The sequence below is a fragment of the Pseudaminobacter soli (ex Zhang et al. 2022) genome (genome assembly GCF_014595955.1).
Taxonomy (GTDB): domain Bacteria; phylum Pseudomonadota; class Alphaproteobacteria; order Rhizobiales; family Rhizobiaceae; genus Kumtagia; species Kumtagia pseudosoli.
In genome coordinates, this window is sequence record NZ_JABVCF010000019.1 from 35,097 (window position 1) to 54,706 (window position 19,610).

Sequence of the window (19,610 nt, forward strand, 5' to 3'; positions counted from 1 at the left end):
TTGGGCCGCGAGGCGGCGGCATTTCAGCAAACGTTACGCTTGCTTCAAGCAAGATTTGTTTGCTCCGAAAGCGCGGCCGATCGTAACGAATATCCGGATTACCCCTTCAGCACGGTGCAGCAAGTTATGATAGTTGGATTCATCGGTCTCGGCATGATGGGCGCAAATGCCGCGCGCAACATCCTCCGCGCGGGCTACCCCATGGTCGTCCACGACATCAAGCCCGAGGCCGGAAAGCCGCTTATCGAAGCCGGCGCGAAATGGGCCGACACGCCCGCCGAGGTGATGCAGCAGGCCGACGTGGTGGTGACCATGGTCTATGGCCCGAAGGAGATCACCCAGGTGGTGAGCGGCGCCGACGGTTTCCTGTCGACCTCCTGCGAGGGCAAGTTCTGGATCGACCTGACCACTTCCAGCCCGAAGCTGATGCGCGAGCTGGCGGCCGAGTTCAAGGCTAAGGGCGGCGGTCCCGTCGATGCGCCGGTCACCGGCTCGGTCGATGCGGCGATCCGCGGCGACATGCCAATGTTCGTCGGCGGCGAGGACCAGGACGTGGAGAAGGTTCGCCCGATCATCGAGGCGATGGGCGAGGTCCGGCGCGTCGGTGCCTATGGCAACGGCTATGTCGCCAAGCTTGTCAACAACCAGCTTTGGAAGATACATGCCGCAGCGATCGGCGAGGCCATGGTTGCGGCCAAGCTGAGCGGACTTGATCCCGAGGTGTGGTGGGAAGTGATGAAGGGCGGCGCGGCCGACAGCTTTGTATTGCAGCACGACGTGCCGTCGATCTTCGCCGGACACTACGATCCGTCCTTCCCGATCGCCCTGTGCCTGAAGGATCTGTCGCTGATCGAGGAACTGCTGGTGGAGACCGGCAATCGCTGCGAGCTGACGCGCGCCACCCATGAACGCTTCCGCGAGGCGGGCGAGCGCTACGGCATGGGCGCCGGCGAGATGACCGTGTGCAAGGTGATCGAGGACGATGCCGGCATCGATTTGCGCGTCGAGGGCGACTGGGTAGCGCCGTGGAAGGTGCAGCACCCGACCGAGACGAAGAAGGCGGACTGACGCATGAACGCAAGGCTGGCGGCTTCCTGTCGGAATGGCCGGCGCCAACAGGCGCCGGGGCCAGGCATGGCGCCGCCATCCGTCCTAGATTGCGCCGGCAAGCCGGAGACAGCGCGATGACGCCGATGCTGCGCGCAATCGTCCTTCGGCTTGGCTCGGCGGCGCTGACGCTGCTTATCGTCTCCTCGCTGATCTTCGCGGCGCTTGAGATGCTGCCCGGGGGCTTTGCGCAGGCAACGCTCGGCCAGGCGGCCACGCCCGAGGCGGTGGCTGCGTTCAACAAGGAACTCGGCCTGGACCGCCCGGCATTGGTGCGTTACCTCGAATGGCTGGGCGCGGCGGCGCAGGGTGACCTCGGCGTCTCCTATGCTGGCGGCAGCGGCTCGGCCAGACGCGACATCGCAACGCTCATCTCCGACCGACTCTACAACACCTTCTTCCTAGCCGCCTATGCGGCGCTTCTGGCCATTCCGCTGGCGCTGGCGCTCGGCATTTCCGCCGCCCTGTGGCGCAACAGCTGGTATGACCGCGTCGTCAACACCTCGACGCTGGCGGCTATCGCGCTGCCGGAATTCTTCGTCGCCTATGTGCTGATCTATTGCCTCGCCATCAAGCTCAACCTTGCCGGCGCGCTTTCCAACGTCGATGCGAGCACCGGCTTTTTCGAGCACCTGAAGAAGGCGACGCTGCCGGCGCTGACGCTGACGCTGGTGATCCTCGCCCATATCATGCGCATGACGCGGGCCTCGATCATCTCGCTGCTCGACAGCCCCTATGTTGAGATGGCGCGGCTGAAAGGCACCAGGCCGGCGAAGATTATCCTGCGCCATGTGCTGCCCAATGCCTGGGCGCCGATCATCTCCATCATCGTCTTCGACCTTGCCTATCTGATCAGCGGCGCGGTGGTGGTCGAGGTGGTGTTCGTCTATCCGGGCATCGGACAATTGATGGTCGATGCCGTTTCCAGCCGCGACATGCCGGTGGTGCAGGCCTGCGCGCTGATCTTCGCCGTCACCTATGTCGGGCTGAACCTTCTGGCCGACATCATGACGACGATGACCAATCCGCAACTGCGATACAAGGCATGAGCGAATGACCCGGCAGGAGAGGGCGCAGGCAGATCCCCTGCAGCGGCGGCGCATACCTATCAGCGGTGTGGCCGGGCTGATGGTGATTGCCGCCTATCTGGTGGTGGCGCTGTTCGCGCCGTTGATTGCGCCGCATGGCGAGGCCGAGATCATCGGCCAGGCGCTGCTCCCGATGGGCGAGGGGTCTCTGCTCGGCACCGACCAGCTCGGCCGCGACGTGCTCTCGCGGCTGATTTATGGGGCGCGCAACACGATCGGCATAGCCGCACTCACCACGGCGCTGTCCTTCCTCGTCGGCGGCTCGCTCGGCCTGTTAGCCGCCGTCGCGCCGACCTGGCTGGAGCTGGCGCTAAGCCGCATCTTCGACGCGCTGATGGCCATACCCTATCTGATCCTGGCGCTTGTGCTGCTGGCGGTGTTCGGGCGCAATGTCACCGCACTGGTGGTCATACTCGGGCTGATCGATTCCACCCGCGTGTATCGACTGGCACGCGCCACCGCCTTTCCCATCGTGGTCAGCAACTATGTCACGGCCGCTCGCATCCGCGGTGAAAGCCGGTCGTGGATCATGTTCCGCGAAATCCTGCCCAACATCATCCCGCCGCTGGTCGCCGAATTCGGCCTGCGCTTCAGCTTCGTCTTCCTGTCGATCAGCGCGCTTTCCTTCCTCGGCGTCGGCATCCAGCCGCCGACCGCCGACTGGGGCTCCATGGTGGCCGAGAACAAGACGCTGATCATATATGGCAGCCCGGCGCCGCTTCTGCCGGCGGCGGCCATCGCCCTGCTGACGGTATCGATCAACTTCGTCCTCGACTGGCTGGTCAACAAGGCTGGCGGGAAACAGTGAGCATGGCGGCTTCCGACATCCTGCTGGGCATGAGCGGGCTGCGCATCGACGGCTTCAGCCGCGGCAAGCGCACCGAGATAGTCAAGGGTATCGACCTGGAGCTCGCGCGCGGCGAGATACTCGGGGTCATCGGCGAAACCGGCGCCGGAAAATCCAGCCTCGGCCTGGCCGCCATGGGCTATGTTCGCGCCGGCTGCCGCTTCACCGGCGGCTCGATCGACTTCGACGGGCTAGACCTGATCGGCATGACGGAGGAAGAAAAACGCCGCCTGCGCGGCCACCGCATCGCCTATGTGGCGCAAAGCGCGCTTTCCGCCTTCAACCCGGCCCACCGCCTGCTCGACCAGACGATTGAGACCTGCGTCGACCGCGGCCTGCAGACGCCCGAGGAAGCGCGGGCCAACGCTGTCGAGCTCTACCGCAAGCTCAACCTGCCGGACCCAGAAAACTACGGCCGGCGTTTTCCGCACCAGGTTTCCGGCGGGCAGCTGCAACGCGCCATGACCGCCATGGCGATGATGAGCCGGCCCGACCTGATCATCTTCGACGAGCCAACGACGGCGCTCGACGTGACCACCCAGGTGGAGGTGTTGCGTACCATCCGCGATCTGGTGCGCCAGCACGGCACGGCGGCCCTCTACATCACCCATGACCTGGCGGTTGTCTCGCAGCTTGCCGACCGCATTGCCGTTTTGCAGCATGGCCGCGTCGTCGAGATCGCGCCGACGCGCCAGATGATCGCCAACCCCACCCACGACTATACCCGCTCGCTATGGGCGGTGCGCAATCTCGACAAGCCCGAGCGGCGCGACGGCGAGCCGATCCTGCGTTTCAACGGCGTCGAGGCCAGCTATGGCAGTAGCCGGGCGCTGAGCGAGATCAGCTTCGACGTGCCGGCTTCTTCCTTCGTCGGCGTGGTCGGTGAATCCGGCTCCGGCAAGACCACCGTCGCCCGGATCGTCGCCGGCCTGCTGCCGATCTCCGCCGGGAGCGTTTCCTTCGCCGGCAAGCCACTGGCCGGCCTGTCGGTGCATCGCGACCGCGAAACGCTGCGCCGCATCCAGCTCGTCCAGCAATCGGCCGACACCTCGATCAATCCGCGCCACACGATCGGGCAGAGCATCGGCCGTCCGCTCGAACTCTATTTCGGATTGAAGGGCAGGGAGCGCGACAGCCGGGTGGTGCAGTTGCTGGAGCAGATGGAGCTTGGCCCGGAATTCCTGACGCGGCTTCCCTCCGAGCTTTCGGGCGGACAGAAGCAGCGCGTCAACATCGCGCGCGCGCTGGCGGCACAGCCCGATCTCATTGTCTGCGACGAGGTCACTTCCGGCCTCGACCAGCTGGTGCAGGAAGCGATCCTGAAACTCCTGATCCGCGTCCAGGAGGAGCAGGGCGTCTCCTATCTGTTTATCACCCACGACATGAACGTCGTACAGGGCATTTCCGACAAGCTGCTGGTCATGCACCAGGGCCGCATCGTCGAGCAGGGCTTTCGCAGCGAGGTGTTTTCGCCACCGCACCACCCCTATACCGAAAGGCTGCTGGCTTCGGTGCCGCAGGTCGACCCCGACTGGCTGAACAGGCTCGTCGCGGCTGACGCAACCCCATAGCCGCGCACTTCGCGGGACAGAATAGCGCCGCTTCCGGCCGGCCGCTGCCTCTGCAATTGGCGGCTGCTGTACCTTGGCGCGCCGATATGAGAGAACCGGCCCTCTTCGTCTATCGAAGGTGGCGTCTGGTGGACAATGTTGATTTACGGCTGATCCGGAGTTTCGCGAAGATCTACGAATGTCGCTCCATGTCCCGCGCGGCGGAATTCCTGCATTGCTCGCCGGCGGCGGTCAGCATGCGGCTGAAATTCCTCGAGGACCAGCTGGGACGCACCCTGTTTGTGCGCCATCATCACCGTCTGGAACCAACCGATCTCGGCGAAAAGCTCTACTGGAAGGCGGTGAACGTGCTCGCCTCCTATGACGAGTTCCTGGAAGGCATGCGCACCGGACACGACCCAATCAGCATCAAGATCGGCGTTCCCGACGACTATGCGCTGAGCTTCGTCCAGCGCGGCTTGCGCAATATCAGCTTTCCCGACGAATCGATCGAGATCGACATCATCTGTGACCTCAGCGGTGCGCTCGATGCGGCGATCCAGCGCCAGGAGATCGACATCGGCCTGGCGACGCTCGACCGCCTGCCGCAGGGCGGCAAGCTGGTTTCCAAGCTGCAGCTGAAATGGGTGGGTGACTCGACCCGCCTGCCCGAAGTCGGTGAGCGCGTACCGCTGGCCGTCTATCCGGAAGGCTGTGTGTTCCGCCGCTCGATGATCGCGGCGCTGGAAATGGCGGGCAGGCGCTGGAAGGTCGTTTCGCAAAGCCGCACCAGTTCCGGCGTGCTCGCGGCAGTACGCTCCGGACTGGCGATCACCTCGATGGCGGATGGTTCCATTCCGTCGGATTTGTGCGTGGTGGATCACCCGGCGCTGCCGATGCTGAACGAAATTCCGGTCTATTTGCTTAAACGCCCGGGGCCCGGCAGCGAGGCCATGAATCTTATCGAAGCGGCTATCATGGACCAACTCAGCCCATCGCAGGGGGGATCGCTGCAACCCGCTGCATTGTGACTACGCTGTGACGCGCGTCGATACTGGTTCCGCTTACGAACGTCTTGGCCCCGAAAACGGACAGTCTGCTTTCGGCCCGCGCCCGACAGCTTCGCGCGCCGTTCGGTTCGGAAAGGCCAACAAGTCACCGGTTGGCCCATCTACGATGGATGACAACCCAGACTTCGGCGAGATACGTATTCGCGCGACCCCGCTCGGTCATTGAATCCCTGAGGAGGCGCCACCGCGATCAAGCAGGGCGATCACTGCTCCTGCGCCGAGCACTGCGATTTTCATCAGCCGAACCGCAACGATCCTGGCCCCGGGCCTAGCTCGCGTATCCACCGCAATCACGATCGCTGTTGCCGAGCCCGCGCTGAGGACCGTCAGAACGACGACGGTGGTGAAGACGATCTCAAAGTGGTTCATGTCCATCTCCTCTTCTGCAGAGGAGTTTCTCAGATCCGAGAGGGAGGAGACAAAGTGGCTGGCTGCCACCTCGGGGAAGGTAAGGATCGCGCGGTTTTTCGGTCTTACCAGGAGGCAATCTGTTTCCAGTCCACGGGGCAGAATACGACGGCCGTGATATCCGTCCGAACCGAGCTTCGGCAGCTCGCTAAAAATCGTTGCCGAGTGGGCGACGCGACGGCGGCGGCCGCTCAGCGGCGCTGCTAATCATCCCGCATGTCCAGGACGAGCGAAACACAAGTGTGGTCGCCCGGCCACAGTGCCACCAGCATGATTAAAGTGACGTACGAAAATAACCTCCGACGTACTTATACGTCAGAATCCGGGTCTCATGCCCAAGGGGGAATCCTACTCTAGAAAGGTTCGAGTTCGTTGATCGCTGAGCGGCGCGAAAGGATTCAAATCTGGCCGCGGTGATCAAATGTGAGGTGGGCGGCGAGGGCGGAAAGCTAGCAGCACGACCGCGGCTCGCGAGCAGCGCCATCATGGACGGCGTGTTGCAAATGGCCTTGTTCGATGATGGATCCGCCGCAACGCGAGCGGGTACATGTGCGCCACACCCTCAAGTGTAAGCTCGGGCAAAGCGATACCCGATGCATCATAGACCGCCTTCAGGAGATCATCCCAAGCGCTCTGGGCTCGCATCTCGGGTGCTAGAACATCCCAACCATACATGATCGCATAGAGATGTTCGGTGTGACGGACGATCTGTCCGACAGCGTCCCGGAGCGCGTCAAGATCGGACTCGGCCCGATTCTGCCGTCTCCGGCGCTCGGCCTGCCGCTGGGCTGGACTCATCGGTGCCTCTGGATATTTCCGCGGACGGCCGCGCGGACGCTTGGCTGATTTGGTATCAGGCATCGTTTCGCTCGAGTAAAGCTAGTCACTATATTCGTGCTGGTGGCAACCCAACTTTGTCAAGATCGTAGCACATGCACTTGCGGCTCGATGCCGCCGCGGCTGCCCCTCACGCGGGCGCGCTTGTCGATCACACCGGCCTGCTGCCTGAAGACGCGACCTACGCTCGGGTTTGCAACTAGCATTGCCGGAGGGCTGCAATTAGCCAAACTGGTACCCGAAGCAGACAATCCTGGGCAGGTTAGAGCGGAGACAGGGCGTGACAATCTCTTGGCGCCCGAGGGCAATCGGCTTGGCTGTGCTCGATGTAGCGTACCGAAAATGACGCGATAAGCGACGTTTCCGCCATACAGATCCAAAATCGGAACATTGTGGCTCCTAGCAGAGCCGATCCGGGTCCAATCTCCGTAGGAGAAGAGCTGACCCGTAGCCGACTGCGGTGTGGGATGTCAGCCTTGCGCCCGATGTCGGTCATTCCAGCGGCCCTTCCGGTCCTCCAGAAGCGGACATAGCTGGTTCGCTAATGCTTGCTCACGTCGCCCTTCCACCGGTGGGCACCTGGAATGAGCCGACATCTTCAAGGCCAAATCGGTCAGGGAGGGTGATCTGGACCACGATGAGAACGCGCCGCGCACATGGATCCGCGAGGCGAAGACCGATCTGCAGAATGCCTTTCCCGCCATGGGCAGATGAAGCCGGAGCAGCTCGAGATCGACCGGCTACGCAAGGAAGTGGCGAAGCTGAAGGCGGAGCGCGACTTCTTAAAAAGGGCCGCAGCCTTCTTCGCGGGGGAAGCGATATGAGGTTCGCTTTCCTTGCGAAGAACCGGAACATCTGGCCGATGGCATGGCTATGCGATGCGCTGGATGTATCCCGCCCAGGCTTCCATGTGTGGTTCAACCGCAGCCCCGGCTCAATGCCGAGATGGTGCCGCGGCGGCCGGCGTGAGCGTGCGGTACGCGAATGCCTTGCTTGCCCAAGAGGGAACATCGATTTGCGAGCTGGTGATCCGCCTCCGAAGAGGCCGGCAGACCATCTGGGTGACGTTGTTGCGGTGTCCGGCAGTCTGGCGGCTTGCCCGACTCCCGTTCCACGCCATCTAGCTGAGGCAATTGGGGGTGTTGCGCCGAAGCGGCTTCGGAGTCACCTCTTCCTAATCCCTGACGGAGGCGAACTTGTCGCCGGACTGGATCTCGGCGTTGGGCAATCTCATGACAGGCCTAGCGGCCATCGTCGCCGGCTGGGCCGGCGTTCGCGGGCTTAATGCCTGGCGGACCGAGATGGTCGGCCGGCGCAAGACTGAGCTCGCCGAGGAGGTTCTAGCGGGGTTCTACCGGGCCAGGGACATCCTAGCATGGGCCCGCTTTCCCGCTTCGCATGAGGCCGACGATGGGGAGGATGATCGCCCTGGAGCGGGGGCTGAGGACGAGGAGCTTGAACGGAGCGAGATCTTCACCCCCGTCGACCGCCTGACCAAGGAGAGCCAAGTGTTTTCCGAGCTCCGAGCGAGTCGGTACCGCTTCATGGCCTATTTTGGCGAGGAGGCCGCCCAGCCCTTCGAGGAGATCCAGGCCATTCATAGCGAGGTCATCGACTCGGCCCACAACCTGATCCGCACCTACGGCCAGGAGCCGACGGGTCCAGAGGAAGCGAGGCGCAACCAATGGGAAGCGACGATTGGCTGGGGCGAAGGGGACGGCGACACTCTCAGGAAGCGGCTCGACCTGGCGGTGAAGGCCATCGAGCAGACTTGCCGTCCCCTGATCGACGAGCGCCATAAAACGCGCCACAATGGTGCCGTTTGAGGCTTATGGACACCGGCCGGTCAATTGTGCCTGTGTGATTAGCTAGTCTAGGGCAAGCTGGCGTTCATCAGCCTCCCGCTCTCCGCTCCGTTGCCGCATGCGGCGACACAGATGCATTTGAGAGAACGGTGTGGATCTGGGCTACCGCCGCCGCTCCCTCATCAATTGCGGCGCCGACGCGTTTAACTGAACCCGCCCGAACATCACCGACCGCGAACACATTGGCGACTTCCGCTTCCAGCGGAAGGGGGTCTTGGACCGCTTTTTTCCATCATGCCGGTGGCCGGGAGAGCCGCCCCTGTGCGAACGAAGCCCTTGGCGTCCAGGCCCACGCCGCAGCCCTTGAGCCACCCCGTTGCCGGATCTGCGCCGATGAAGATGAAACGTTGCGGATGGGCTTCTCCCTCTCCGCGCCGGTGACGCGGTTGGGCCACCGGACGCACTCAAGTTGCCCTTCGGGCGAGCCCGAGAGGACGGTGATCTCGGTTTCGGTCAGCACTTCATTGTTGTCTGCAGCCGCAATCCTGTCGATCAGGTATTGCGACATGCTCTTGGCGAGACTGGGTCCACGGACCAACATCCACACCTTCGCGGCAAAGTCCCTCAGAAACGCCGCCGATTGCCCGGCAGAGTTGCCGCCGCCCACAAGGGCAACCTCCTCGTTCCGGTACAGACGGGCTTCGATGGGCGATGCCCAGTACCACACGTCGCGCCCCTCGAACTCCCGCAGGCGAGGAATGTCAGGGCGCCGATAGCGGGCGCCCGAGGCCACAACCACCGTGGAGCCTTTGACCCGCCGGCCGTCAGCGAGTTGCAGTCCGTATGGCACTTGTGAGCAGTCAAGGCCGACAGCTTCGGCCGGGATCACCATCTCGGCGCCAAATTTCTGCGCCTGGACGAACGCGCGCGCCGTGAGCTCGCGGCGGGGGATGCCGGTGGGAAGGGTTCTCAATCCGGGCGCTCTCGCCAGCTTGGCCGCCAAATGCAACGGCATCCAGGACGATGACCGACAACCCTTCCGACGGGGCGTAAACTGCCGTCGAGAGACCCGCAGGCCCTGCTCCGACGATGGCAACGTCAGAGGCTCGATCCGGCTCATCGCCAGGCGAAGCGGCGCAGGCGGTCGACTTCCGCGGACGCGAATTTCGGAAACATCCGCTCATCGCGGGGATCAATGGCTGCCATGGGAAACCTTGCTTTTCACAGTATGAGAGACCAGGCAGGGTGGCCTCACCGAAATCCAGGAGCCGCTCCGGCTTAATCGACAGTCCCTTGGGCCTGATCCTTCTCGGCGGCATCCTTCCTGTCCTGGTCGCGCACGAGCCAATGGACGGAGCCGAGCGCCAGGATGGCTACGGCTAGCCCGATGATGGTGAGCGGCTCAGTCTTGCTCGCATCCAGGATGATGAATTTGCGCACCAGCGCCAGCAGGGCGATCAGCACCACTGTGCGCACGTGCACGATGCTTTCCCTGCGGTGAAGGACGCCGATGATCGAATGGTTGAACTCCAGGGCGATCAGCACCGTGAAGACCATGCCGAAGACCGCCTGGAACACCCCCGTCTCTGCCGGGTCGAGCAGTCCCGACTGCACCAGCATAAAGATGCGGAAGCTCAGGTGGATCACCGCGGCCGCGATCACCAGCCCGATGAGGCTGGTCAGCACCAGCGAGACGACCTGCTCGAAACGCTCGTAGGTGCTCAGGCCGGGCCAGGCCTCGCGGGTTTCGCGCAGGGCGCGCCTCATGGCCATCGGGGCCCGCCAGTTCCCATCGTGGAGCGGGGATCGTCACGCTCGGCCCGGGGGTGGCCGCCCTCGTCTGATAGCTGCCTCATGTGCGATACGCTGGCTTCAGCTGCTGGGGCCGCCCGGTGTGCTGTCCGGCGCGCCACCCTGTCCGGCTTGGCTCCCGTCCACCACCGTGCCGCCTGAGGCACCCCGGCCGCCCTGAGAAGCCTGACCACCCGAGCTGCGGCCCTGCACCGGGATGCGGCGCGAGCGCTCCTGTTGCTCGGTCTTGGGCACGGTCACGGTGAGCACGGCGTTCTCGAAGCTTGCCTGCACCCGCTCCGGATCGACAGGGTAGGGTAGGTGCAGCGAGCGCTGGAAGGTGCCGTAGGCGCGCTCGACGAAACGGAAGTTCTCTTTGTCGTTTGCGCGCTCGAACTTCTTCTCGCCCCGGATGGTGAGCACGTCGTCGTCGAGGCTGACGTCAATGTTTTGCTCGGTGACGCCGGGCAACTCCGCTGTGATGCGAATCTCGTTGTCGGTCTCCGAAATGTTCATGCTGGCGTTGACGAAGTTGCCGGCGCCGGGCTGGCCCTGTGCACCGGCAGCGAGCAAGCCTGTGCCGCGCAGGGCATTGTCGAAGAGGCGGTTCATCTCACGGTGAAGCGACAGAAAGGGGTCGCTTCCTCCCGGGGTGCCAAAGCCGGATTCAAACGGGGCTAGAGGATTACGGGCCATGAGGTTCTCCGATCCCAAGATGCGTAACGGCATACGATGTCCTCCGGATGTGTCGCCGGGCAGCCGAGATCCTCACTCGGCCGCCGTCCTGCTGTCGTCGCCGGCCCCGCGCTGGGCTTCCCGGTCTAGCTCGACCGCATTGCGGTGGTCATCCGTCGCGACCGAAACCTTTGTCGCACTGTCTGCCTTGGGCTGAGGCTCCAGCACTACCCTCTGCTGGTCTCCGTCCCAGCGCGCGAGCACCCGGTCACCTTCCTGAACCTCGTTTGCCAGCATCGCGCGGGCAAGCTGGGTCTCCAGCTCGGAGCGAATGAGGCGCCGCAGCTCGCGGGCTCCGAACTCCGGTCGGAAGCCGGCGGCCGCCAAGTGATCGACAAGGCTGCCGTCGATGTCCAGCTCCACGCCTTGGCCATGGGCGGTGCGTTTCACCCGCTCCAGCTGGAGCTGGACGATGGAGCGGATCTCGCTCCGCGCGAGGGCGTGGAAGACAATGATCTCGTCGATGCGGTTGATGAACTCCGGCCTGAAATGGCCGCGCAGCACGTCCATCAGCTCGCGCTTGAGACGGGCCTGGTCATCTTCGGCCGTGCCGCGCAGGTTGAGGTGGCGCTGGATGATGTCGGAACCCAGGTTCGACGTAGCGATCAGGATTGTGTTGGTAAAGTCCACAACACGACCCTTGCCGTCGGTGAGCCGCCCGTCGTCGAATACCTGCAGCAGCACGTTGTAGACATCCGGGTGGGCTTTTTCGATCTCATCCAGCAGCACAACGGAGTAGGGGCGCCGGCGCACGCGCTCGGTAAGCTGCCCGCCTTCCTCGTAGCCGACGTAGCCGGGAGGCGCACCGATGAGGCGGGCGACCGCGTGGCGCTCCATGTACTCCGACATGTCGAGGCGGATCATCGCGTCCTCCTCGCCGAAGACGGTTTCAGCAAGAGCCTTCGCCAGCTCCGTTTTGCCGACACCGGTGGGGCCGAGGAATAGGAAGGTTGCGATGGGTCGGCGCCCCTCCCGCAGGCCAGCGCGCGCCAGACGCACGGCATCGCTGACCGCCCTGACCGCCTCCTCCTGACCGATCACGCGCTGGTGCAGGCGCTCTTCCATCTTCACAAGGCGCTGACGCTCCTCGGTCGTGAGTTCGTTGACCGGCACGCCGGTGAGCTTGGACACCACCTGTGCGATATGCTCGGTGCGCACTTCCGTCGAGGCAGAGCCGCGTTCCCGCCGCCAACGTTCGGTCGCGTCCTGGAGGTCCTTGTTGCGGGCATCGTGCCGGGCCCGGATTTCCGAGGCGCGGTCGAAGTGCTTACGGGAGGAGGCGTAATCCTGCTCGCGCTTGAGCTGGCGCACCTCGGCCTCCATTTCCTGCACGTCCAGGGGTCTGGCGGTGGCCGAGATCTTCACCCGGGCGGCGGCCTGGTCGATTAGATCAATAGCCTTGTCGGGCAGGAAGCGTCCGGTGATGTAGCGGTCGGACAGCTCCGCCGCCGCGATGATGGCCTCATCCGTGATCGTGACCTTGTGGTGCGCTTCGAGGGTATCGCGCAGGCCGCGCAGGATCATGATGGTCTGGGCGACCGTCGGCTCGGGCACAAACACCGGCTGGAAGCGGCGCTCCAAGGCGGCATCCTTCTCAATGTGCTTCTGGTATTCGTTGAGTGTCGTGGCCCCGATCAGGTTGAGTTCGCCGCGGGCCAGCGCCGGCTTGAACACGTTGGCAATGTCGAGCCCGCCTTCGCCGCCGCCCTGGCCTGCGCCCACGATGGTATGGATCTCGTCGATGAACAGGACCAGCTCGTCCTCGCGCTCGGTGACCTCCTTAAGGATCTGCTGGATGCGCTCCTCGAACTCGCCCCGATACTTGGAGCCGGCCACCATGGAGTTGATCGAGAGCTCGACGAGGCGCTTATCGCGCAGGCTCTCCGGCACTTCGCCGGCAACGATGCGCTGAGCAAGACCTTCGACGATGGCGGTTTTGCCGACACCCGGCTCGCCGATGAGGGCCGGGTTGTTCTTCTTGCGCCGGGCTAGCACCTCAATGGTGGTCTCAATCTCCTTGGCGCGGCCGATCACCGGATCGAGCTTGCCGTCGCGGGCGAGCTTGGTGAGATCGCGCGAGTACTTATCGAGGTTGGGGGTGTTGGTGGGCGTGTCGACCCGCCCTTCCTCGGCACCGCGGCCGACCACCTTTGTGACCTGTTGGCGGATGGCCTGCGGGGTGAGGCCGTAACGATTCAGGACATCAGGTGCGATGCCCTCTCCCTCCTCGGCCAAGCCGATGAGCAGGTGCTCGGGACCGACATAGGAGTGGCCGAACTCGCCGGAGACCGAGAAGGCGCGCGAGAGGGCGCTCTTCACCCGGGGCGAGACGCCGATCTCGCCGCCTTCCTCTGGATTGAAATCGCCCCGAGGGCTTTCCTGGACAATCTGGTTGCGCAGGTCATCGAGCGAAACCTTAAACTGGTCGAGGATGGTGCGGACGACGTCACTTTCGGTCAGAGCGAGCAGGAGATGTTCGGTGTCGACCTCGCGGCGGCCGAATTCACCGGCCCGCCGGGCGGCCGATTGGAGGATCTCCTCAGCATGCTCGCTCAGACGGTCCGCCACGCCTGCTGCCGCGCCGCGGCCGCGGCCGCGTCCACGCCCGGACCGAACCGGAATGGGCGTGCCGCCGTCCCCGGGGTCGGAAGGCTCATCGGCAAGTCTCCCTGCGCTGCTGCGCGGGTTCTCGCCGAAGAAGTCGCCGCCGAAGAAGTCGTCGAATAGGCCGCCGCGCCCGCCGAATAGGGACTCTAGCGGCGAACTCGGCCGCTGCTGCCGCGCCAAACGCCGGTAATCGACGTCACAGAGCTCCATGGTCTGGCGCTGGCCGTTGCTGACCACCTGCGCCCGAACGGTCGCAGGCCGGACTCCACAGATGTCACACAATCCGTCTGCCATGGCATGCCTCAATGCTGGCTGTGCCGTGCCCCGGACGGGCGTTCTGTCATTTCAGCAGACGCTCGCCACACCACACAGCTTCGGCGCGATTCATGGAGGGTAGCAGTTGCGAGGGTGTCTACGAATGCGGTCGATTCCTGAGGAAGAGTACGTGGCTGCGGACTAAACAGCCTGAGCCGACCATGAGCAGCAAGTTTCGCGCTGAGAACGCAGGGCTTTCGTGGTTCGCGCAGGGTCGCGAGTGAATGGGCCACGCGACAGAAGCGGGCCGACAAGGCGGATGCGGAAATAGTTGACCGCATTCCCTCCGCCCGAACGATTGTCCGTCTGTTGACAACGGGCAGAGACGACCTGCGAAATCCGAAACCCTCACTATCGCCGCGATCGAAGGCCGTTTCCCCTTGCTTGTTGAGGCTAGCGATATCATTGCCGACCTCCATCTCATGATATGGCGCAAGGCGGAAAGTGAGCTGGCGTCGTGCATCAACCGTGCGCGCGACAGCTCGTGGCCTCCTTTGGTGTGGCGTGGCGAAAGACCCACAGGTGGTCCGGGCAGCGATAGTCTAACCATGGTCCAATGGACAAACCGAGGGGCCGATCACCAAGCTCAAGGCGCCAGATGTACGGACGCGGAAAGTCTCAAGCGCGTCTGATCGGCGCGACATGAAAGGACTGCACCAAATCTGCGTCAGAGCCAAAATTGCACGCCGGTTCACACCTTTGAAGTGACTCCAGATTAAATGAAGCCGCTGACGCGCATTGGCAGGTCGTTTCGGGTGTGTAGCCTTTTGCTATGGAGGATTGCGGCTGTCGAAGTGCGCTTCGCCGGCGCAATCGATGACATGACGACCCGCAATACATTGCCGGCCACCTAGGGACTTCAATTTAGCCGGGTGGCACGGGGACATGGGCCGCGTTGTCGCCTGTATTGGATCATTCCGTTACGTGTAGACGGGACAGCGAATCGTTCGGGCCGCCCTTCGATTCTAAGCCGCTGATCGCGGGGTCGATCTCCTCCATGCTATAGGCCATGGAGGGAGCCAGTTTCGAGATATGATGGTCCCATTGCGCCCGGTAGGAGAGATAGGCCTCGGCACCGGCCTTCTCGTCACCCGTAGTCTGAAGCCCCGCCTGTTGAAGCCGATGCAGGGCAGCGCGGTAGCGTGCGAGCCAGCGGTCTCGGGTCTGCTGGTCCGGTTGCGCCCCGCCGTCCGATGGTGCGCCGCGGGGAAGGAAGGTGTTCACCAGCGTGATGAGCAGCATCATTGACGCTTCCCAGAGCTGCGCGACGGCTCCCGTCTCCATCAGCCAGCGGTACTTCTGATCATCGAGCGCACTCTTGATCAGGCTCACCGTGTCCAACGCCACCAGCGTGGAGCGGGACACCGAGTGGTAGGGGTCAGTGAAGCGGAAATAGAAGAGCACCGGGTAAAAGTGGTGTGCTTCCTTGGCGTGGGTCATCTCGACGCCGAGTTCCGACAGGTTCGTGTAGCCGCCACTGAACTGTCCCTGAGGTCCGAGACGTGCCAGCAATTCGGCGGCATCGCCGGTGCACCCTGACAGGAAATGAATGCTCAGGGCCAGCACGTTGCGCCGCTGCAGCGCTGTATAGACCTGCAACAGATAGGTCAGCGTCAGCGACATCACTGACACGCCGATCAGCGAGTTGAGCAGGAAAAGCAGCCGCGTCGAGCTGGTATGTGGCGTGAAGTCGCTCGCGCCGACGATCGCCATGCTCGTGCCGCCGGCATACATTGCGGTGACGAAGTCGGTGGGCGTGTCGCCGTTGGTGGCGCGGATGGACGTGCCGAGTTCCGGGTGCATGACCAAAGCTGCCCCGAGCGTCAGCCCGAGAGCCCAGACCCCGACCAGCAGCACGAGGATGACGGGACCGCAGAAGGACAGAACGGTCCCTCGTCTGGGGCCAAAAGCCTTCGAGGCTGTGACGAAGGAGGCCCAGATCAGCCGCCCGACCCTGTATCCGACAATGCTGGTGCCAATGCGCGCGTAGAGCACGGTCAGAAAGATATCGAGCAGGATGATCAGGATCAGCACAATGCCGAGGAACTGCTCCAGTCGCCCGATCAACACGGCCTCCTGTCATTCCGGCGCTCAGTCAGGGTCGTTCGGGCTGGCTGACCGAGCCGGTCGCCTCACCGTTCTGTCCAGGCTGGATGAGCCAAAGCTGCGTTTCAAGGCGCGGGCCGTTCTCGGGCTTGAACCAGCTCATGTCCTGAATATGGGAGCTTGTGACGTATATGGTCCCGTTGGGCCCCTCCGAGAACGTATCGGGCCAGCGCAGCCGGTTGTCCTGTACAAGGGTAGCGATGCGATCGCCATCAAGGACCTTCACTGCATCCTGCTCGATGGCGCTGAGATAAAGCCGCCCGCGCTCGTCGATCCAAAGACCGTCCGTCGGCTCGGTTTCGGCGACACGCTCGACATGAGCTTCGAGGTCCTCGTCGGATAAAGTTGGGCTCTCCAAGGCATCCGTCGAAACGCGATAGAGGGTGCGGCCGGTCAGCGCTTTCCAATAGAGCGTTCGCCCATCGGGAGAGAGCGCAATGCTGTCGGCGGCAAATTCGACCCCGCGCCCGTCGGGCCGGCGCAACTCCTGGCCGTCGGTCTTTACCACCACATCCTTTTCCGGCCGGGTGCTCGGGCGGTCGTCAAGAACACGTCGAGCCATGCCGTTCATCAGATCTACAACAACGAGAGCGCCTCTGGCCCCGGAATCCGTGAGGTAGGCATGCCGCCCATCCGGCGAAAACCGCACATCGTTCAGGTAGCTGCCCTGAGGCGCGATCGTCTCGTCGAAGTGGATCACCTGCGCAACCTTGTTCGTCTTCAGGTCGATCCTGACGAGCTTGGGCCCGCCCTCCACAACGAATTCTGCGGCTGGCGCGGCCGGATCGACGACCCAGAGATTGCCGTGCGCATCCGCCACGACGCTCTGCACGCATACGAAATGATCCCCAGCCGACATCTGGTTCTTCTTGGCATTGCGCCAGGAATTCCACTGGTCGTCCGGGTAAGGCTGGATCCGGCCGTCGCGCGTCACCTCGGCAACCGAGACCGGCGCATCCTCGGTCCAACGCGGAAAGTTGACGAAGATGCGCCCATCCTTCGAAACAGTCACCCCGGTCACTTGGTGCTCGAAACTGGCGACCTGCTGCAGTTGCGCTTGCCCCTGGGATGGTCCTGCACTCTGCTGTGCCATGGATGTGGTGGCCAAAAGCGTTCCGAAAAGCAGGGTCACTATCGTGAGCCTAAGCATGTTCACCTCCGTCGCGCGGCAACGATCGTGTGGCACGCGGCTGCTAGCTCATCCCGGGAAGACCGCTCGAACGCTGCCGCATCATCCCTAATTCAGTGAGAACGTGCCCTCTCCTGAGCCGGTTGATCGGACACCGCCGCCAGGACCGGTGCGGCCCGCATGTCCGGCGGCAGCTGGAAGTCCTTGGCTGCCCCTCGCGTCGCCTCGAGGCCTCTCGGGAAGCCGCTGCGGTCACTGTACTCGCGCCACTGCCTGCTGGAACGGCTATGCCGGGAGGTCACGGACTGGGCAGCGATGACATCCAGCGCCGTGACGCCAAGAAGCATCGCCAAGGCCAGGCTGGCATTGTCGCGCTTCGGGTTGTCGTCGCGCATGGCCGGCATCACCGTCGCCACATCGAGCCCGTCGCCGGCGACGCGGCTCCACAAGCCGACCTGCTTGTCTATGGAAAGGGACAGTATGCCGCTTCCGATCTCGCGCGCGCCATAGGCGCGGATGAGGGATTCCTGGCCCTCCATGCCGAGGGCGCGCGTGATCCGGTGCGGCGCAATCAACTCCATAAGGCCGAGGCCGATGCTGAACCACCCTAGGGCGCGGGCAAGACGATCCGCAGTCCCCAAAGAACTGGCGCCGGAACTGATGACCTTCGGATCGCCCGGTGAGCGCACGATGTTCGACAGGTAAGTCATTGCAGGGTCACCTCCTGTCCGGGCTTGAGCACGACCTTGATGCAGCTGTCCTGCTTGTCGCGAAAAACCTTGTACATTTCCGGCCCATCATCGAGCCCGACCGTGTGCGTGATCACGAAGGAGGGGTCGATCTCGCCGTCTTTGATGCGCCGGGTGAGATCGTCGGTCCAGCGCTTCACATGAGTCTGCCCCATCTTCCAGGTCAGCCCCTTGTTCATGGCCTGGCCCATGGGGATCTTGTCGGAGAAGCCGCTATAGACGCCCGGGATCGAGATGGTGCCGGCGGGTCGGATGACGTAGATCATCTCCCGAAGCACGTGGGGCCGATCGTTCTCCATCATCAGCATCTGCTTCGCACGGTCGTAGATGGTGTCGGGCTGCGCCATCGAGACGTGGCTCTCCATGCCGATGCAGTCAATGCATTTCTCCGGCCCCTTGTTGTCGGTGAGCTCGTTCAGGCGCTCGATGACGCTCTCTTCCTCGAAATTGATTGTGATCGCGCCGCCAGCCTCCGCCATGGAGAGGCGCTCGGGAATGCAATCGATGGCAATCACCTGCCTGGCGCCGAGCAGGATCGCGCTGCGGATGGCCATCTGTCCGACAGGGCCGCAACCCCAGATCGCCACGGTATCGGTGGGCTCGATGTCGCACTGGGCGGCAGCCTGCCAGCCGGTCGGGAAGATGTCGCCCAGAAACAGCACCTGCTCGTCGGTGAGGCTGTCCGGCACCTTGATGTGGGTCGTGTCTGCGTAAGGGACGCGGACATATTCGGCCTGACCACCGGGATAGCCGCCGGTGAGATGCGTGTAGCCGAAAAGGCCGGCCGTGGTGTGTCCGAACGCCTTCTCGGCCAACTTCCTGCTTCTGTTCGTCCTCTCGCAGACCGAAAAGTTGCCCCGCCTGCACTGCTCGCATTCGCCGCAGAAGATGGTGAAGGGCACCACGATCCGCTCGCCTTTCTTGAGCTTTCCGTTGACCCCTGGGCCGACCTCGACGACCTCTCCCATGAACTCATGTCCCATGATGTCGCCTGGCAGCATCGCCGGGATCAGGTTATGGAAGAGGTGGAGATCAGAGCCGCAGATCGCGCAAGATGTTATCTTGACTATCGCGTCTCGAGGTTCCTCGATGCCGGGATCCGAAACCCGGTCGCAGCGGATGTCCTCCTTACCGTGCCAAACCAGTGCTCTCATGCCTTCTTCCTCCTTCGTCCAACGAAGATGCAGAGGCTCCTGCGTCTGAACTCGTTACAGCTAAAGGCAGATCTCTGCGGAGATGATCGTCGCGTGGTCCCAAAACCTCTGCGATGCCTGGAAGGACTGCGGATGATCCCTGAGGGACATTCCGCTTCATTTCATGCAGCGCTGTCCTGCCGCGGTAACAATTGCGCTAAGCAGCCGAAAAATGGGCCCGTTTGTTGAGCGGGCCCATTGCTCGGATGGATCCAATGGCGGTGCTAACAGACAACGTGCTGCCGCTATGCAGTTTTCGGTATGCTGCCGTGC

The 19,610-nt window shown here is 63.4% G+C and carries 16 protein-coding genes and 1 pseudogene; 7 read left to right on the top strand and 10 right to left on the bottom strand.

All coding sequences use genetic code 11. The features are described from left to right. Window positions 1-126: 126 nt before the first annotated feature. The 5 genes from HUI96_RS26130 to HUI96_RS26150 all read left to right on the top strand — a co-directional run bounded on the left by HUI96_RS26130 (window position 127) and on the right by HUI96_RS26150 (window position 5,623). On the top strand, window positions 127-1,068 hold the full coding sequence (locus HUI96_RS26130; RefSeq protein WP_188257640.1) for an NAD(P)-dependent oxidoreductase: 942 nt from the start codon (window positions 127-129) through the stop codon (window positions 1,066-1,068). 116 nt (window positions 1,069-1,184) lie between these two features. After that, window positions 1,185-2,156: an ABC transporter permease gene (locus HUI96_RS26135; RefSeq protein WP_188257641.1), complete on the top strand. Its 972-nt coding sequence runs from the start codon at window positions 1,185-1,187 to the stop codon at window positions 2,154-2,156. A 4-nt stretch (window positions 2,157-2,160) separates the two neighbouring features. After that, the gene (locus tag HUI96_RS26140; protein ID WP_188257642.1) at window positions 2,161-3,003 is read left to right on the top strand and encodes an ABC transporter permease; all 843 of its coding nucleotides are present in this window, start codon (window positions 2,161-2,163) and stop codon (window positions 3,001-3,003) included. 2 nt (window positions 3,004-3,005) lie between these two features. Beyond that, entirely contained in the window at window positions 3,006-4,613 is a 1,608-nt protein-coding gene (locus HUI96_RS26145; protein ID WP_188257643.1) for an ABC transporter ATP-binding protein, read from the top strand. 128 nt (window positions 4,614-4,741) lie between these two features. After that, window positions 4,742-5,623: a LysR family transcriptional regulator gene (locus tag HUI96_RS26150; RefSeq protein WP_188257644.1), complete on the top strand. Its 882-nt coding sequence runs from the start codon at window positions 4,742-4,744 to the stop codon at window positions 5,621-5,623. 198 nt (window positions 5,624-5,821) lie between these two features. Here HUI96_RS26150 and HUI96_RS26155 read toward each other — a convergent pair whose 3' ends face one another. After that, window positions 5,822-6,031 carry a hypothetical protein gene (locus HUI96_RS26155; RefSeq protein WP_188257645.1) on the bottom strand — a complete coding sequence of 70 codons (210 nt, stop codon included), beginning with the start codon at window positions 6,029-6,031 and terminating at the stop codon, window positions 5,822-5,824. Between the two features lie 1,500 nt (window positions 6,032-7,531). On the opposite strand from HUI96_RS26155, the pseudogene HUI96_RS26160 reads away from it, so the two are divergent. Both HUI96_RS26160 and HUI96_RS26165 read left to right on the top strand, forming a co-directional pair. After that, a pseudogene (locus tag HUI96_RS26160) lies at window positions 7,532-7,853 on the top strand (IS3 family transposase); the annotation flags it as partial. Window positions 7,854-8,103: 250 nt separating this feature from the next. After that, window positions 8,104-8,733 carry a hypothetical protein gene (locus HUI96_RS26165; protein ID WP_188257646.1) on the top strand — a complete coding sequence of 210 codons (630 nt, stop codon included), beginning with the start codon at window positions 8,104-8,106 and terminating at the stop codon, window positions 8,731-8,733. Window positions 8,734-9,004: 271 nt separating this feature from the next. On the opposite strand, the gene HUI96_RS30150 is transcribed toward HUI96_RS26165, so the two are convergent. From HUI96_RS30150 to HUI96_RS26205, 9 genes are all read right to left on the bottom strand, one after another. Next, complete coding sequence (locus tag HUI96_RS30150; protein WP_337918642.1) at window positions 9,005-9,604, bottom strand: NAD(P)/FAD-dependent oxidoreductase; 600 nt, start codon at window positions 9,602-9,604, stop codon at window positions 9,005-9,007. Next, window positions 9,573-10,031 carry an FAD-dependent oxidoreductase gene (locus HUI96_RS30155; RefSeq protein ID WP_337918643.1) on the bottom strand — a complete coding sequence of 153 codons (459 nt, stop codon included), beginning with the start codon at window positions 10,029-10,031 and terminating at the stop codon, window positions 9,573-9,575. Before HUI96_RS30155 ends, HUI96_RS30150 begins: the two co-directional genes overlap by 32 nt. Further along, complete coding sequence (locus tag HUI96_RS26175) at window positions 9,991-10,485, bottom strand: phosphate-starvation-inducible PsiE family protein (RefSeq protein WP_188257647.1); 495 nt, start codon at window positions 10,483-10,485, stop codon at window positions 9,991-9,993. The genes HUI96_RS30155 and HUI96_RS26175 overlap by 41 nt, the downstream gene beginning before the upstream one ends. Before the next feature lie 99 nt (window positions 10,486-10,584). Further along, window positions 10,585-11,232 (bottom strand): Hsp20/alpha crystallin family protein, encoded by a 648-nt coding sequence (locus tag HUI96_RS26180; protein WP_237684384.1) that lies wholly within the window; start codon window positions 11,230-11,232, stop codon window positions 10,585-10,587. 39 nt (window positions 11,233-11,271) lie between these two features. Then, window positions 11,272-14,139 carry an ATP-dependent Clp protease ATP-binding subunit gene (locus tag HUI96_RS26185; RefSeq protein WP_188257648.1) on the bottom strand — a complete coding sequence of 956 codons (2,868 nt, stop codon included), beginning with the start codon at window positions 14,137-14,139 and terminating at the stop codon, window positions 11,272-11,274. 933 nt (window positions 14,140-15,072) lie between these two features. Then, the gene (locus HUI96_RS26190) at window positions 15,073-16,227 is read right to left on the bottom strand and encodes a two pore domain potassium channel family protein (protein WP_188257649.1); all 1,155 of its coding nucleotides are present in this window, start codon (window positions 16,225-16,227) and stop codon (window positions 15,073-15,075) included. 28 nt (window positions 16,228-16,255) lie between these two features. Continuing rightward, complete coding sequence (locus tag HUI96_RS26195) at window positions 16,256-17,416, bottom strand: SMP-30/gluconolactonase/LRE family protein (protein ID WP_188257650.1); 1,161 nt, start codon at window positions 17,414-17,416, stop codon at window positions 16,256-16,258. A gap of 92 nt (window positions 17,417-17,508) precedes the next feature. Continuing rightward, window positions 17,509-18,105, bottom strand: coding sequence for a hypothetical protein (locus tag HUI96_RS26200; RefSeq protein WP_188257651.1), 597 nt, complete (start codon window positions 18,103-18,105; stop codon window positions 17,509-17,511). Beyond that, on the bottom strand, window positions 18,102-19,298 hold the full coding sequence (locus HUI96_RS26205; RefSeq protein ID WP_188257652.1) for a zinc-dependent alcohol dehydrogenase: 1,197 nt from the start codon (window positions 19,296-19,298) through the stop codon (window positions 18,102-18,104). The genes HUI96_RS26200 and HUI96_RS26205 overlap by 4 nt, the downstream gene beginning before the upstream one ends. Between the last annotated feature and the right edge of the window lie 312 nt (window positions 19,299-19,610).

Coding starts and splice junctions, on each gene's coding strand:
- HUI96_RS26130 (WP_188257640.1), top strand. CDS start 127: ATGATAGTTGGATTCATCGGTCTCGGCATGATGGGCGCAAATGCCGCG.
- HUI96_RS26135 (WP_188257641.1), top strand. CDS start 1,185: ATGACGCCGATGCTGCGCGCAATCGTCCTTCGGCTTGGCTCGGCGGCG.
- HUI96_RS26140 (WP_188257642.1), top strand. CDS start 2,161: ATGACCCGGCAGGAGAGGGCGCAGGCAGATCCCCTGCAGCGGCGGCGC.
- HUI96_RS26145 (WP_188257643.1), top strand. CDS start 3,006: ATGGCGGCTTCCGACATCCTGCTGGGCATGAGCGGGCTGCGCATCGAC.
- HUI96_RS26155 (WP_188257645.1), bottom strand. CDS start 6,031: ATGAACCACTTTGAGATCGTCTTCACCACCGTCGTCGTTCTGACGGTC.
- HUI96_RS30150 (WP_337918642.1), bottom strand. CDS start 9,604: ATGGTGATCCCGGCCGAAGCTGTCGGCCTTGACTGCTCACAAGTGCCA.
- HUI96_RS30155 (WP_337918643.1), bottom strand. CDS start 10,031: ATGCCGCCGAGAAGGATCAGGCCCAAGGGACTGTCGATTAAGCCGGAG.
- HUI96_RS26175 (WP_188257647.1), bottom strand. CDS start 10,485: ATGGCCATGAGGCGCGCCCTGCGCGAAACCCGCGAGGCCTGGCCCGGC.
- HUI96_RS26180 (WP_237684384.1), bottom strand. CDS start 11,232: ATGCCGTTACGCATCTTGGGATCGGAGAACCTCATGGCCCGTAATCCT.
- HUI96_RS26185 (WP_188257648.1), bottom strand. CDS start 14,139: ATGGCAGACGGATTGTGTGACATCTGTGGAGTCCGGCCTGCGACCGTT.
- HUI96_RS26195 (WP_188257650.1), bottom strand. CDS start 17,416: ATGCTTAGGCTCACGATAGTGACCCTGCTTTTCGGAACGCTTTTGGCC.
- HUI96_RS26200 (WP_188257651.1), bottom strand. CDS start 18,105: ATGACTTACCTGTCGAACATCGTGCGCTCACCGGGCGATCCGAAGGTC.
- HUI96_RS26205 (WP_188257652.1), bottom strand. CDS start 19,298: ATGAGAGCACTGGTTTGGCACGGTAAGGAGGACATCCGCTGCGACCGG.